General features: G+C 68.3%; 14 protein-coding genes. 9 read left to right on the top strand and 5 right to left on the bottom strand.

The features are described 5' to 3' along the window. Positions 1-90 precede the first annotated feature (90 nt). On the top strand, positions 91-1,191 hold the full coding sequence (gene aroC, locus AC1RQF_RS02920; RefSeq protein WP_274003641.1) for a chorismate synthase: 1,101 nt from the start codon (positions 91-93) through the stop codon (positions 1,189-1,191). Positions 1,192-1,209: 18 nt separating this feature from the next. Further along, entirely contained in the window at positions 1,210-2,658 is a 1,449-nt protein-coding gene (locus AC1RQF_RS02915) for a tetratricopeptide repeat protein (protein WP_274003639.1), read from the top strand. A 54-nt stretch (positions 2,659-2,712) separates the two neighbouring features. Here AC1RQF_RS02915 and AC1RQF_RS02910 read toward each other — a convergent pair whose 3' ends face one another. Further along, the gene (locus AC1RQF_RS02910; RefSeq protein ID WP_492871285.1) at positions 2,713-4,458 is read right to left on the bottom strand and encodes an electron transfer flavoprotein-ubiquinone oxidoreductase; all 1,746 of its coding nucleotides are present in this window, start codon (positions 4,456-4,458) and stop codon (positions 2,713-2,715) included. A gap of 96 nt (positions 4,459-4,554) precedes the next feature. Here AC1RQF_RS02910 and AC1RQF_RS02905 point away from each other — a divergent pair, with 96 nt between their 5' ends. Together AC1RQF_RS02905 and AC1RQF_RS02900 are read left to right on the top strand one after the other, a co-directional pair. Continuing rightward, positions 4,555-5,331 carry an SDR family oxidoreductase gene (locus tag AC1RQF_RS02905; RefSeq protein ID WP_274003635.1) on the top strand — a complete coding sequence of 259 codons (777 nt, stop codon included), beginning with the start codon at positions 4,555-4,557 and terminating at the stop codon, positions 5,329-5,331. 29 nt (positions 5,332-5,360) lie between these two features. Further along, a complete protein-coding gene (locus tag AC1RQF_RS02900; RefSeq protein ID WP_274003634.1) occupies positions 5,361-5,792 on the top strand; it encodes an acyl-CoA thioesterase in 432 nt (143 codons plus the stop codon). A gap of 105 nt (positions 5,793-5,897) precedes the next feature. Here the strand turns inward: AC1RQF_RS02900 and AC1RQF_RS02895 are convergent, their stop codons facing one another. Beyond that, positions 5,898-6,443 carry a LuxR C-terminal-related transcriptional regulator gene (locus AC1RQF_RS02895; protein ID WP_274003631.1) on the bottom strand — a complete coding sequence of 182 codons (546 nt, stop codon included), beginning with the start codon at positions 6,441-6,443 and terminating at the stop codon, positions 5,898-5,900. Positions 6,444-6,661: 218 nt separating this feature from the next. On the opposite strand from AC1RQF_RS02895, the gene AC1RQF_RS02890 reads away from it, so the two are divergent. Beyond that, positions 6,662-7,366 carry a CoA transferase subunit A gene (locus AC1RQF_RS02890; RefSeq protein ID WP_274003629.1) on the top strand — a complete coding sequence of 235 codons (705 nt, stop codon included), beginning with the start codon at positions 6,662-6,664 and terminating at the stop codon, positions 7,364-7,366. A gap of 1 nt (position 7,367) precedes the next feature. After that, complete coding sequence (locus AC1RQF_RS02885; RefSeq protein ID WP_274003628.1) at positions 7,368-8,009, top strand: CoA transferase subunit B; 642 nt, start codon at positions 7,368-7,370, stop codon at positions 8,007-8,009. A gap of 76 nt (positions 8,010-8,085) precedes the next feature. Here the strand turns inward: AC1RQF_RS02885 and AC1RQF_RS02880 are convergent, their stop codons facing one another. The 3 genes from AC1RQF_RS02880 to AC1RQF_RS02870 are packed head-to-tail and all read right to left on the bottom strand — an operon-like array spanning position 8,086 to position 10,611. Further along, entirely contained in the window at positions 8,086-8,499 is a 414-nt protein-coding gene (locus AC1RQF_RS02880; RefSeq protein WP_492871284.1) for a DUF1641 domain-containing protein, read from the bottom strand. A 55-nt stretch (positions 8,500-8,554) separates the two neighbouring features. Next, positions 8,555-9,751 (bottom strand): NAD(P)/FAD-dependent oxidoreductase, encoded by a 1,197-nt coding sequence (locus AC1RQF_RS02875; protein ID WP_274003625.1) that lies wholly within the window; start codon positions 9,749-9,751, stop codon positions 8,555-8,557. Positions 9,752-9,789: 38 nt separating this feature from the next. Continuing rightward, positions 9,790-10,611 (bottom strand): methyltransferase domain-containing protein, encoded by an 822-nt coding sequence (locus AC1RQF_RS02870; RefSeq protein ID WP_492871283.1) that lies wholly within the window; start codon positions 10,609-10,611, stop codon positions 9,790-9,792. A gap of 459 nt (positions 10,612-11,070) precedes the next feature. Here AC1RQF_RS02870 and AC1RQF_RS02865 point away from each other — a divergent pair, with 459 nt between their 5' ends. From AC1RQF_RS02865 to AC1RQF_RS02855, 3 genes are all read left to right on the top strand, one after another. Next, positions 11,071-11,976, top strand: a complete 906-nt coding sequence (locus AC1RQF_RS02865) for an alpha/beta fold hydrolase (protein WP_492871281.1) — start codon at positions 11,071-11,073, stop codon at positions 11,974-11,976. Positions 11,977-12,051: 75 nt separating this feature from the next. After that, complete coding sequence (locus tag AC1RQF_RS02860) at positions 12,052-12,405, top strand: RidA family protein (RefSeq protein ID WP_252986188.1); 354 nt, start codon at positions 12,052-12,054, stop codon at positions 12,403-12,405. A 38-nt stretch (positions 12,406-12,443) separates the two neighbouring features. Then, entirely contained in the window at positions 12,444-14,687 is a 2,244-nt protein-coding gene (locus tag AC1RQF_RS02855) for a RelA/SpoT family protein (RefSeq protein WP_443111579.1), read from the top strand. The last annotated feature ends 23 nt before the right edge of the window (positions 14,688-14,710 follow it).

Raw genomic sequence — 14,710 nt, 5'->3', positions numbered from 1 at the left:
CGCCCAGCCCCGCCCACCGCGGTTTCCCGCACCGGGCGGGGCCGCTGGCATAATGGCGGTTTCCCCGTATTTCTTTTTTGGACGGCTCCCATGTCCGGCAATACCCTCGGTACGCTTTTCACTGTCACGACCTTCGGCGAATCGCACGGTCCCGCGATCGGCTGCGTGATCGACGGCTGTCCGCCGGGACTCGCGCTGACCGAGGCGGACGTGCAGTTCGAACTCGATCGCCGCAAGCCGGGCACCTCGCGCCATGTCACGCAGCGCCAGGAACCCGACCACGTCGAGATCCTGTCCGGCGTGTTCGAGGGCGTGACGACCGGCGCGCCGATCGCGCTGCTGATCCGCAACACCGACCAGCGCAGCAAGGACTACGGCAACATCGCCGAGTCGTTCCGCCCCGGTCACGCCGACTACACGTACTGGCAGAAATACGGTATCCGCGATTACCGCGGCGGCGGCCGTTCGTCGGCGCGCCTGACGGCGCCCGTCGTCGGCGCAGGCGCGATCGCGAAGAAGTGGCTGCGCGAGCGCTTCGGCGTCGAGGTGCGCGGCTACATGAGCGCGCTGGGCGAGATCGACGTGCCATTCGTAGACTGGGCACACGTGCGCGAGAACCCGTTCTTCGCGCCGAACGCCGAGATCGTGCCGGCGCTCGAGGACTACATGGACGCCCTGCGCAAGGACGGCGACTCGATCGGCGCGCGGATCAACGTGGTCGCGTCGGGCGTGCCCGTCGGCTGGGGCGAGCCGCTGTTCGACCGGCTCGACGCCGACATCGCGCATGCGATGATGGGCATCAACGCCGTGAAGGGCGTCGAGATCGGCGCGGGCTTCGCGAGCGTCGCGCAGCGCGGCTCCGAGCATGGCGACGAACTCACCCCGGACGGCTTCGTCACCAATCACGCGGGCGGGGTGCTGGGCGGGATTTCGAGCGGCCAGGACGTCACAGTGTCGATCGCGATCAAGCCGACGTCGAGCATCCGCACGCCGCGCCGCTCGATCACGAAGGCGGGCGAGCCTGCCGTCGTCGAGACCTTCGGGCGGCATGATCCGTGCGTCGGGATCCGCGCGACGCCGATCGCGGAGGCGATGCTCGCGCTGGTGCTGATCGACCATGCGCTGCGCCACCGCGGGCAATGCGGCGACGTGTCGACCACGACGCCGAAGATCGCCGCCCGCGCGGGCTGACGGCCGGCGAGGCGCGGGATGCCGGGCGCGCCGGACGATCCGCTTGCCGCGCTGCGCGCGCGCACGGCGTGCGCCGATGCCGGCGCGCAGGACTGGCTCGCGCTCGGTCGCGCACTGCTGAGCACGCCGGGCGACCGCTGGCAGGCGGCGCTCGATGCGTTGCTGGCCGCGTACCGCCTTGATCCGGCGCTGGATTCTCCCCATCTGCTGACGGCGATCGCGCAGCTTGGCTTCAAGCTGCGCGCGTGGCCGCTCGTCGACGACGCGACGTCGCGCCTGCTGGCCGACGATCCGCGCGACGGGAATGCGCTCGTGTGGCGCGCGGCGTCATGCGAGGCGCGTGGTGACCTCGACGCGGCCGAACGCTTGCTGCGAGAGGCGGCGGCGAACGTGCCCGACAACACCGTGGTGATGCACAAGCTGGCGCTGTGCGTGAAGGAACAGGCGCGTTTCGACGAGGCGCATGCCTGGTTCGCGCGCGCCCGCGCGCTGGACGGCGCGAATCCCTACCTGCGTTTCGACCATGCCGAACTGGCGCTGCGCGCCGGCGACTTCGCGCGCGGCTGGTGCGATTACGAGGCGCGCTTGGCGTTGCCGGGCGAGGCGCCGCCCGCCCGCGCGGCGCTGGCCGCCGTCAGCGCATACTGGCGCGGCGAGCCGCTCGCGGGCCGGACGCTCGTGGTGTTCGCCGAGCAGGGGCATGGCGATTGCCTGTGGGCCGCGCGTTTCCTGCCGCGGCTGGCGGAACGCGTGCGCGGCGAGGGCGGCCGGCTGATCGTCGGCTATGACGGGCCGTTGCGCGGTCTGCTGTCGCGCGCGCTGCCGGTGGAGGTCGTGCTGGAAACCGCCATGCTCACCCGGCCCGATTTCCACTGCGGCTTGATGAGCCTGCCGCTGCGGCTCGGCATCGATGATCCGTCGGCATGGGGCCGCCCTTATCTGCGCGCGGAGGCCGGCGCGGTTGCCGGCTGGCGCGCCTGGGTCGACGCGCGAGCGGCGGGCCGGCGGCGGGTCGGCATCGTGTGGAACGGCGACCCGCGCCATGTCCGCGATGCGCGTCGCTCGATCCCCGCCGAGCAATTCGCCACGCTGCTGACGGTGCCGGGCATCGCGTATTTCGCGCTGTCGCCGGGACGGGGCGACACGCTGGCCGCCTGGCGCGCGCACGGTATCGCGATCGAGGATCCGATGCAAGGATTCGCGGCGGATTTCGATGCTGTCGCGGCGTTGGCGATGAATCTCGACCTGGTGGTGACGGTCGACAGTGGTCCTGCGCATCTGGCGGGCGCGCTCGGCGTGCCGACCTGCCTGATGATCGATCGCGTATCCGCGTGGTTCTGGCAGGACGCGCGCGAGGCCGCGCCGTGGTATGACGCGATCCGGCTGTATCGGCAGGAGCGGGTGGGTGCGTGGGCGCCGGTACTCGCGCAGGTGCGCGAACGGCTCGTGAATTTGACGGGCGGCTGAAGGCGGGCCGCCGCGAAGGGGGATGGCCCGCTCGGGAGCGGACCAGCGGCTGCATTACATGTTCGGATAATTCGGTCCGCCGCCGCCCTCGGGGGTGACCCAGACGATGTTCTGGGTCGGGTCCTTGATGTCGCAGGTCTTGCAGTGCACGCAGTTCTGCGCGTTGATCACGAGGCGCTCCGCGCCGTCGTCGGCCTTCACGAACTCGTACACCGCCGCCGGGCAGAAACGCGCCTCCGGGCCCGCGTACACGTGCAGGTTCACGTCCACCGGCACCTTCGGATCCTTGAGCGTCAGGTGCGCCGGCTGGTTCTCCTCGTGGTTCGTGTTCGAGATGAACACCGACGACAGCCGGTCGAACGTCAGCTTGCCGTCCGGCTTCGGATACTGGATCGGCTCGCATTGCGACGCCGGCTTCAGCATCTCGTGATCCGCGTGCTGGTGATGCAGCGTCCACGGCACGTTGCCGCCCAGCACCTTCTGTTCGAGTCCGACCATCGCCGTGCCCAGGTACAACCCCTTGCTCATCCACTGCTTGAAGTTGCGCGCGCGGTGCAGCTCCGTGTGCAGCCACGACTGCTTGAAGGCATCCGGATACGCATTCAGCTCGTCGCCCTGGCGGCCCGCCTGCGCCGCGTCGAACGCCGCGTCGGCCGCCAGCATCCCGGTCTTGATCGCCGCATGGCTGCCCTTGATCCGCGCCGCGTTCAGGAAGCCCGCGTCGTCGCCCACCAGCGCGCCGCCCGGGAACACCGTCTTCGGCAGCGACAGCAGCCCGCCCGCCGTGATCGCGCGCGCGCCGTACGACACCCGCTTGCCGCCTTCGAGGAACTGGCGGATCGCCGGATGGGTCTTGTAGCGCTGGAATTCCTCGAACGGCGACAGGTACGGGTTCGTGTAGCCGAGCCCGACGATGAAGCCGACCACCACCTGATTGTTGTCCATGTGGTACAGGAACGAGCCGCCGTAGGTGTCGCGCTTGAGCGGCCAGCCCGCCGTGTGCATCACGAGGCCCGGCTTGTGCTTCGCGGGATCGATTTCCCACAGTTCCTTGATGCCGATCCCGTACGACTGCGGCTCGCTGTTCGCATTGAGCTTGAAGCGCTCCATCAGCTGACGGCCCAGGTGCCCGCGCGCGCCTTCGCAAAACAGCGTGTACTTCGCGTGCAGCTCCATGCCGAGCTGGAAGTTCTCGGTCGGTTCGCCGTCCTTGCCGACGCCGAGGTTGCCGGTCGCGACGCCCTTGACCGAACCGTCCTCGTTGTAGAGGATTTCCGCGGCCGGGAAGCCCGGGAAGATCTCCACGCCCAACGCTTCCGCCTGCTGGCCGAGCCAGCGCGTGACGTTGCCGAGGCTGATCACGTAGTTGCCTTCGTTCTTGAAGTTGTCCGGCAGCGCCCAGTGCGGCACCGACTTCACGCCGGTTTCGGTCAGGAACAGGAAGCGGTCTTCCGTGACCGGCACGTTGAGCGGCGCGCCCTGCGCCTGCCAGTCGGGGAACAGTTCGGTCAGCGCGCGCGGATCCATCACCGCGCCCGACAGGATGTGCGCGCCGATCTCCGACCCCTTCTCCAGCACGCACACCCCGATCTCCGCGCCTTTCTCGGCGGCGCGCTGCTTGAGCCGGATCGCCGCCGACAGCCCGGCGGGGCCGCCGCCAACGATCACGACGTCATATTCCATCGATTCGCGCGGACCATATTGCTCGATGAGGCTTGCGGGGGTCATGGAGATTCCTCTAACCGTTAGAATGCTTTTATTCGGGAGCGTATTGTCCGCGAAATAAAACGCTTGCCGCAACCGGACGCGGCTAGATTAGCACGATCGTTCTATTTGTGTGATAAGGTGGCCGCGCGCGGGCGCTCGGCCTGGCGTCGTCAAGGAAAGGAACTGGCTATGGGTCGTTCGATCAATCTGGAAGGCAAGGTGGCGATGGTGACGGGCGCGTCGAGCGGGCTCGGCCAGCGCTTCGCGCAGGTGCTGTCGCAGGCGGGCGCGAAGGTCGTGCTGGCGAGCCGGCGCGTCGAGCGGCTCAAGGAATTGCGCGCGCAGATCGAGGCCGAGGGCGGCGCCGCGCACGTGGTGTCGCTCGACGTGACCGATTGCCAGAGCATCAAGGCGGCCGTCGCGCATGCGGAAACCGAGGCCGGCATGATCGATATCCTGGTCAACAATTCCGGCGTCTCGAAGCGGCAGAAGCTGGTCGACGTGACCCCCGCCGATTTCGAATCCGTGTTCGACACCAACACCCGCGGCGCTTTCTTCGTCGCGCAGGAAGTGGCGAAGCGCATGATGATGCGCGGCAAGGGCAACGGCAAGCCGGGCTGCCGGATCATCAACATCGCGTCGGTGGCGGGGCTGCGCCCGTTGTCGCAGATCGGCCTGTACGCGATGAGCAAGGCCGCGGTCGTGCACATGACCCGCGTGATGGCGCTCGAATGGGGACGCCACGGGATCAACGTCAATGCGATCTGTCCCGGCTATATCGATACCGAACTCAATCACGACCTGTGGGAAACCGAGCAGGGCCAGAAGCTGCAGTCGATGCTGCCGCGCAAGCGCCTCGGCAAGCCACAGGATCTCGACGGCCTGCTGTTGCTGCTGGCGGCCGACGAGTCCCAGTTCATCAACGGCTCGATCATCTCGGCCGACGATGGCTTCGGGCTCGCGTAAGGCAGCGTGACACCCGCAAGAAGATTCCAATGAGCGATTACACCCACGTTTTTGAAATGTCGATGCCGATCCGCTGGGGCGACATGGACGCCTTCGGCCATGTGAACAACACGGTCTATTTCCGTTACATGGAGCAGGTCCGGATCTCGTGGTTCGAGCAGCTCGGCGTGGCGGGCGGCAACGGCGAAGGGCAGGGGCCCGTGATCGTCAATGCGTCGATGGAGTTCCTGAAGCAATTGCACTATCCGGGCGACATCATCGCGAAGATGTCGGTCGCGAAGCCCGGCCGCAGCAGTTTCGATACCGGCTTCGAGCTGACCCGCGCGGACGATCCCGAGCACCTGTACGCGCGCGGCAACGCGCGCTGCGTCTGGGTCGACTACGCGCTCGGCAAGTCGGTGCCGATTCCGGACCTGTTGCGCGCGACGATCGAGTCCGCGCTGCAGGTGAAGACCGCCTGAGTCCCCGCCCTGCATGTCTGCGCGTCGGCGTTCGCCGGCGCGTTTTCTTTTCTTGTGGCGCCGCGGTCGGGCGGCTGTTCCGCCAGCGTGCCCGGCGCGCGCGGCTCAGTGCCCGAGCAGGCGCTGCAGCAGCTCGGCGGTGTTGTTCGTGCCGTACTTGCGGATCAGGCGCGCGCGATAGATGTCGACGGTTCGCGAGCTGATGTCGAGCACCCGGCCGATCTGCTTGCTGGTCTTGCCGGTCGCGAGCTGCGCGGCGATCTCGCGTTCGCGCGGCGTCAGTTCCACCGCGACCCGGCGCGTCGCGCTCAGATCCTCGAAGGTCCATACGCCCGCCGCGAGCGGCGCAGTGCGGTCGAGCGCGCGGCCCGTCACGTGGCACCAGAACAGCTCGCCGCTCGCGCGCTTCATGATCCGGTCGTCGGCGTAGCTGCCCTGCGCGATCATCACGGGCGGGATCCGTTCGCCGATCCGCGCGAACTCGTCGGGCGACGGGTACAACACCTGGAACGACTGGCCGATCAGGTCGGCGCGCGCGCAGCGGAAGATCGCGGCCAGTTCTTCGTTGCAGTCTTCGATGACCCGATCGCGCGACAGGACGAGGCCGATCGGCGCGAGGTGGAAGGCGGTCTGGTAATCGAGGGCGGGCATGGGATCGACGGATGCGGACGGATGGGCGCCGCCCGTGGCGGCAAACGCTTATGTACTTTTGCGTATTGTGCCGCATCCGGTCGGCATCGTACCCTTTCAGGCGGATCATGACGTCGCGGCGGGTTTCGCCGGGCGTGCTTAGAATGATGCGGCGGGTTCGTCCGGCACGCATCGCGCGAACCGGTTTGGCTGGTTTCCATAGAGGAAGGGACATACTGATGAACAAAGTCTATCCAAGCGCGGCCGTCGCGCTCGAAGGCGTGGTCCGTGACGGGCAGACCTTCGCGGTCGGCGGTTTCGGCCTGTGCGGCATTCCCGAGGCGTTGATCGCCGCGCTGCGCGACACCGGCGTGAAGGGCATCACCTGCATCAGCAACAATGCGGGCGTCGACGGGTTCGGCCTCGGGCTGCTGCTCGAAACGCGCCAGGTCAAGAAGATGATTTCGTCGTACGTGGGCGAAAACAAGGAATTCGAACGTCAATATCTGGCGGGCGAGCTCGAACTCGAGTTCACGCCGCAAGGCACGCTCGCGGAGAAGCTGCGCGCGGGCGGCGCGGGGATCCCGGCCTTCTTCACGGGCACGGGCTACGGCACGGTGATCGCGGAGGGCAAGGAAACCCGCCAGTTCGGCGATCGCCACTACGTGCTGGAGCCGTCGCTCACGGCCGACGTCGCGCTCGTGAAGGCCTGGAAGGCGGACAAGGCGGGCAACCTGATCTACCGCCGCACGGCGCGCAACTTCAACCCGGTATGCGCGATGGCGGGCAGGATCACGGTCGCGGAGGTCGAGGAGATCGTCGAGACCGGCACCTTCGATCCGGACGAGGTCCATACGCCCGGCATCTTCGTGCAACGGGTGGTGCTCAACACCACGCCGGAAAAACGTATCGAACAACGCACCGTCCGCGCGAAAGGAGAATGACATGGCTTGGAATCGTGACCAGATGGCCGCGCGCGCGGCGCGGGAGCTGCAGGACGGCTTTTATGTGAACCTCGGCATCGGCCTGCCGACGCTCGTGGCCAACCACGTCCCGTCGGACGTCGAGGTGTGGCTGCAGTCGGAGAACGGGCTGCTCGGCATCGGGCCGTTCCCGGCCGACGACGAGGTCGACGCCGACCTGATCAATGCCGGCAAGCAGACGATCACGACGCTGCCGGGTTCGTCGACGTTCTCGTCGGCGGATTCGTTCGCGATGATCCGCGGCGGTCACATCAATCTTGCGATCCTCGGCGCGATGCAGGTCAGCAGGACGGGCGATCTCGCGAACTGGATGATCCCGGGCAAGATGATCAAGGGCATGGGCGGCGCGATGGACCTGGTGGCGGGCGTGAAGCGCGTGATCGTGCTGATGGAGCACGTCGCGAAGGGCGACCAGCACAAGATCCTCGACGCATGCACGCTGCCGCTGACGGGCGTGGGCGTCGTGGACCTGATCATCACCGACCTCGGCGTGATCGAGGTGACGCCGGCGGGGCTGAAGGTGGTCGAGTTGGCCGACGGCGTGAGCGTCGACGAAATCAAGACCAAGACGGGCGCGCCGCTCGACGTGAGCGCCGTGTCTTAACCGCGTCTCGGGCCGCGCCCGGCGCGGCCGCCGAGAAGCGGCGCAACGCCCCGCATGCCTGGAATGCGGGGCGTTTTCATTGATGCGCGGCGTCGGTTGGAGGCTGGCGCATCTCACCTCCCGCCTGTCGATGCTGCGCGCCGACGATCTGCAGCGTGCGCAGCAGCAGGCCGAGGCCGCGGCGGGTATCGGCGTCGCGAACCAGCGACCAGAGCGCCCGCGCCGACGGCGCGTCGGTCCGCCGGCCGGCTTCGGCGCTGGCGATGCGCAGCGCGCCGCCCGCCGTCGAGCCGGCCGCGACGAGTTCCTCGAAGGTTCCCGCGAGCCGGCCGACGAGCGCGGGATCGGCGAAGTCGAGCAGGTCGGCGACGAGCGCGAACAGATCGACGAGCGTATCGAGACGCGGCCCGTCGACGAGCGGCTGCAGCCGGGCGAGGAGCGCATCGGCCGGCGCGTCGGCGTGGGCCGGATCGGCGGTGGCAAGGGACATGGTGACGTTCTCCGGAAACGTTGCGCGCCGGCGGTTCGCCGAGCGAGGGCGGGATTCAGGCGAGGCCGCGCGCGACCGCCCAGTAAAGGCCGCGGTTGAAGCCGTGGCGGAGCAGGCCGCCGAGGCGGGTCGGCGGCGTTGGCTGCACATCGCGGCGATAGTCGTACCAGAGCGGCATGCCCGCATCGAGACCCATTTGCGCCACCGCCTGCACCTTGCCGTCGTAGCGCGTGACCGGCGCATCGCCGAGCCGGATCTGCGCGGCGAGGTTCTCGGCGATCACGGGCGCCTGGTTGTGGCAGGCGCCGCCTGCCTTGCTGACAGGCAGGTCCACCGTATCGCCGAGCACATGCACGTTGTCGAGCCCGTGCACCTGCATCGTTTCGTGATCGGTGGGCAGCCAGCCTTCGTCGTCGGCCGCCTCCGAAATGCCGCTCGCGCGCACGACGTCGACCGCGCGAATCGGCGGCGTCGCCATCAGGATGTCGAACGGCTGCTCGGCGCCTTCCTCCGAATACGCGACACGGCGCGCGGGATCGACGCGCGCGAGGGTGAAGCCGCGCTGGTAGCGGATGCCGCGCCGTTCGAACAGCGCGGGCAAGATGTCGCAGGTGGGGCGCTGCAGGAACAGGCAATTGCGCAGCAACTGCGCGACGGTCGGATAGGTGTAGATGATCTCCACCTGATCGCGCACGCCGCGCCGGCGCAGGTAGTCGTCGAGCATCAGCGTCGTCTCGATCGGCGCGATCCCGCACTGATGCGGCACGTTGTGCGATTTCGGAAAGCTCACGGTCACGAATATCCGGCCGCGCTCGATCGCCGCGAGTCGCCGCGCGAGCTGTCGCGCGGGCGCGTACTGGTAGAAATGATCGCCGGCTTCCGCGAGCCCCTCGATGCGCTCGGGCGCGGGGACGCAGCCCGTCGCGATCACGAGATGGTCGTATGCGTGGCGTGCGCCGCCGCGCGTATGCACGCGCCGGGCGGCAAAGTCGAAATGCACGGCCGCATCGATGACGAAGTCGATTTCGGGGCGCAGCAGCGCGCGTTCGGGGCGCACGAGATCCTCGCGTAAGCAGGCGCCGAACGCGACATACATGAATGACGGCTTGTAGTAGTGGTCGGGCGAGTCGGACAGCACGGTGATCCGCACCGTGCCGTCGATGAGTTCGCGGAACAGGCGGGCGGCGAGCTGATTGGCGAGCATCGTGCCGCCGAGGCCGCCGCCGACGATCAGGATCTGTTGGGTAGTCATGGTGAGCCGCTCCTTCGAAGCATGAACCGTCGGCCGCTTCATTCCCGCCGCTGCGCGACGATGAACAGGCGCTTGAACGGGAACAGCGTCTGGCCGTCCGTCCTGCGCGGGTAGAGACCGCGCAGCCGCGGCAGGTATTGCGCGACGAAGCGCGCGTGCTCGGCTTCCCCGAGATGGTCGGTGACCGTCCGCAACCCGGAGGCGCGGATCCATTCGAACACGGGGTCGTCGCCGTCGACGACCTGCAGGTAGTCGGTTTCCCAGATGTCGATGTGGTGTGCGTGCGGGGCCAGCAAGGTGTAGTAGAACGGCGCGCTCTCGACGGGATTGCGCGCGAGCGCCATGCGCAGTTCGGGCGTGCCGAGCGCCTGTCCGGCCGGGCCGCCGGTCGCGAGCACCTCGTGCATCAGCCGATACCACGGCGTGGACCACCAGTCCGGCATGTGCAGGGCCAGGCAGCCGCCGGGCCGCACGTGATGCAGCAGACGCGGCAGCAGCGTGTCGTGATCGCCGAGGAAGTGCAGCACGGCGCTCGCGAAGATCAGGTCGGTTGTGCGCGCGGGCGCCCAACTGGCGATGTCCGCCTGCCGCCAGTCGAGTTCCGGCGCCCGGGCGCGCGCGGTGTCGAGCATGTCGAGGGAATGGTCGACGCCGCACAGGTGTGCGTCGGGCCAGCGTTCGCGTAGTGCGAGCGTCGTGTCGCCGGGGCCGCAGCCGAGATCATGGATCGAGTCGGGTGCGGCGAGCGGTATGCGCCGCAGCAGCTCGAGCGCGGGGCGCAGGCGCAGGTCCGCGTACTTCAGGTAGAGCGTCGGATCCCAATGACGGTGGCCGGGCCGGGCAAGCGTGTCGTCCCACATTGCTGGCACTCCGATGACGGGCGTGACGTACCTGTGCCGGCGGAATTCCCGTCAGCGCCGGGGCGACGCGCTAAGCATGAAATGGAATTAACTTATGAGTCAATCCCGTGAAAATCAAACCGTAGGCTGGAGGTTTTTCGCATGCCGAGGGCGGATCGGTGCAGGGGGCGGCGGGCGGAACCGGTTGATGCAATACGGCTTTGCTCAACGATGGGCGGGATGAGCGATATTGTTGGCGATCACAGTGCTTTCCTGATTGGTTCAATTCTTTGCATTGTTTCGATTTGGGTGGAATGAAAGGCGATGGCGGGGCTGCGCCGCGGCGGGTTGGCGCGCGCGACGCGCGTGCAATCAGGAGGGCGGCGGGATGTGTTTAAATCGGATCGTTGCCGTCGGCGGGCCGACCAGCAGGCGATGTCGCCCGGCCGTCTTCCCCTTCTCCTTTCCTGGGGTGTCACGATGCCTTCGTCCATTTCCCATTCCGTTTCCCCCCGCGAGCGCCGCGTCCAGTGCGCGAGCCCGGCCGGCCTGCACCGGATCGCCTATACGGAGTGGGGTGACCCGGCGAATCCGCGCGTGCTGGTCTGCGTGCATGGGCTCACGCGTTCCGGCCGCGATTTCGACCGGCTCGCGGCCGCGTTGTCGGATGCCTACCGGGTGATCTGTCCGGACGTGGCCGGTCGCGGCCGCTCGGACTGGCTCGCGGATCCGCTGCTGTATGGCGTGCCCCAGTACGCGGCCGACATGGTGACGCTGATCGCACGGCTCGACGTCGAGTCCGTCGACTGGTTCGGCACCTCGATGGGCGGCCTGATCGGCTTCGCGCTCGCCGGGCTGCCGGGCACGCCGATCGCGCGCATGATCGTCAACGATATCGGGCCGCGCATCGAGCCCGCCGCGCTCGGGCGGATCGGCGAATACGTGGGTGTCGAGCAGGCCTTCGCGACCGAACAGGAGGGGGTCGACTACCTGGCATCGCTCGCGTTGCCGTTCGGTCCGCTCACGGCCGACGACTGGCGCGAGCTGAACCGGCCGCTGCTGCGGCGGCGCGACGACGGCGCATGGGTCGCGCGCTACGATCCGCGTATCGGCGTCGCGATCCGCGCGGCGACGCCCGAGCAGACCGCGCTGGGCGAAGCGCTGCTGTGGCGTTCGCTCGAGTCGTTCGCGGGACCGCTGTTGGTGGTGCGCGGGGCGGAGTCGGACCTGCTGTCGGCGGCGACCGTCGACGAGATGGTCGCACGCGGCCGCGCGGTGACGCGGGTCGAGATCGCGGATGCAGGCCATGCGCCGGCCTTCATCAGCGCCGGGCAGATCGCGATCGCGCGCCGTTTTTTCGTCGATGACGCGGGACTCGCGTCATAATATGCAGTTCGGCGCCGCGCGGCCGGAGGCCCGCCGCGCCGTCCTTCGATCCATTATTTCTATCCGGGAATTCTCATGGCAGTTACTCGTCACCACGTCGGCCCCCGCCTGTCCGAAATCGCGATCCACAACGGCACGGTATACCTCGCCGGCCAGATCGCGGAAGACACGGCGCAGGACATCACGGGCCAGACGCGCGAAGTGCTGGGCCACGTCGACCGGCTGCTCGCGGAAGCGAACAGCGACAAGTCGCACCTGCTGTCGGTCCAGATCTTCATCTCGGACATGGTGCATTTCGCGGGCATGAACGCGGTGTGGGACGCATGGGTCGCGCAAGGCGCCACGCCGCCGCGCGCCACGGTCGAGGCGAAGCTCGCGAATCCCGCGTGCCTGGTCGAGATCGTCGTGGTCGCGGCGCAACGGAGCTGAGAGCGGTTCGCGATGACAGCATTCCGGTTGGCGGTGCGATGATCACCGATCAGACGCCTGCGACGGCCGCCGCACCTTCGTTCGACGACGTGCTGGCGTTCGTGCGCGAGCATGCGGGCGACGCGTGCCTGTCGTCGGGCGAGCGGCTCGCCGACCACGCGAGCGGCACCGCGGCGATCATGCGCACGCTGAACGTCGATCCGGAGGCGGTGCGGGCCGCGGCGCTGTTCGCGCTGACGCCGCACCTGGACGATCCGGAAAACGTGATCGCGAGCCGTTTCGGCGACGAGGTGGCGCGTCTCGTCGCCGACGTGCGCAAGCTGCTGCGGCTCGGCACCGTGAGCATGCGGGCCGCGCAGAATCTGCTGCCGGAGGCGGGCCGCGACGCGCAGGCCGCGCGCCGCGCGCAGATCGAGGCGCTGCGCAAGATGCTGCTCGCGTTCGCGCAGGACATTCGCGTGGTGCTGATCCGGCTCGCGTCGCGCCTGCAGTCGCTGCGCTACTACGCGGCCGCGAAGCTGGCGCCGCCGCCGGATGTCGCGCGCGAGACGCTCGACATCTATGCGCCGCTCGCGAACCGGCTCGGCATCTGGCAGCTGAAGTGGGAGCTGGAGGACCTCGCGTTTCGCTTCGAGGATCCGCAGACCTACAAGCGCATCGCGAAGTTGCTCGACGAGAAGCGCATCGAGCGCGAGGCCTACGTCGCGGAGGCGATCGAGCGCCTGCAGCGCGAGCTGGCGGCCGCGCAGATCCCGGCCGACGTGAGCGGCCGCCCGAAGCACATCTACAGCATCTGGCGCAAGATGCGCGGCAAGGAGCTGGATTTCTCCGAGCTGTACGACGTGCGCGCGTTCCGCGTGATCGTGCCGGACATCAAGGATTGCTACACGGTGCTCGGCATCGTCCATCACCTGTGGCAGCCGGTGCCGAAGGAGTTCGACGACTACATCTCGCGGCCGAAGCCGAACGGCTACAAGTCCCTGCATACGGTCGTGATCGGTGACGACGGGCGGGCCTTCGAGGTGCAGATCCGCACGCAGGAGATGCATCGCTTCGCCGAGTATGGCGTCGCCGCGCACTGGCGCTACAAGGAGGCCGGCACGCGCGGCTACGGCGGCCAGTTCGCCGCGAACGACAAGTACGATGAGAAGATCGCGTGGCTGCGCCAGCTGCTCGCCTGGAAGGACGATGTCGAGGAAGGCGGCTCGCCCGGCGCGATGGACGGTCGCGAGGCCTGGGCGCAGCTGCGCGAGACCTCGCTCGACGACGACCACATCTACGTGCTGACGCCGCAGGCGCGCGTGATCGCACTGCCGCAGGGCGCGACGCCCGTCGATTTCGCCTACCACCTGCACAGCGAGCTGGGCCACCGTTGCCGGGGCGCGCGCGTCGACGGCGCGATGGTGCCGCTCAATACGACACTGCAGAACGGCCAGACGGTCGAGATCGTGTCGGTGAAGGAGGGCGGACCGTCGCGCGACTGGCTCAATCCGCAGCTCGGCTATCTGCACAGCTCGCGCGCGCGGCAGAAGGTGCGTGCGTGGTTCAACCTGGTGGAGCATCAGGAGAACATCACGCGCGGCCGCGCGCTGGTCGAGAAGACCTTGCAGCGCGAGGGCAAGACCTCGGTGAATCTCGATCACCTGGCGGCGAAGCTGGGCTTCAAGGCGCCGGACGAGCTGTTCTCGGTGGTCGGCAAGGAAGAGTTCAGCCTGCGCCATGTCGAGCAGGCACTGTCCGATGCGCCGCCGCCGGAACCCGAGCCGGAGGCGCCCGAGCACTTCGAGAAGCGCAGCAGTGGTTCGAGCGTCGCGCACGGCGCGTCGACCGGCGTGCTGGTGGTCGGCGTCGATGCGCTGCTCACGCAGCTCGCGCGCTGCTGCCGCCCCGCGCCGCCCGATCCGATCAGCGGCTTCGTCACGCGCGGCAAGGGCATGTCGATCCACCGCAGCGATTGCGCGACCTTCCAGCGCATGGCCGAGCGCGCGCCCGAGCGGGTGCTGCAGACCACCTGGTCGGCCGAGGTGCTGGGCGGGCGGGGCGCGTCGGTGTATCCGGTGGATCTGATGATCGAGGCGAGCGACCGGCAGGGGCTGTTGCGCGATATTTCCGAAGTGTTCGCGCGCGAGAAGATGAATGTGGTCGGCGTGAAGACCCAGAGCCGGCGCAACGCGGCGTTCATGCAGTTCACGGTCGAGGTGTCGAATTCGGCGCAGGTGCAGCGCGCGTGCACGCTGCTCGGCGAGGTGGGCGGCGTCGTGCGGGCCACGCGCAAGACCTGAGCGGGCCGGGCCCGGCGCGTGCC

It is taken from the genome of Burkholderia sp. GW821-FHT14F03, from assembly GCF_058803765.1.
Note: the sequence above shows the minus strand (reverse complement) of the source record. Positions and strands in the feature narration are given on the sequence as shown.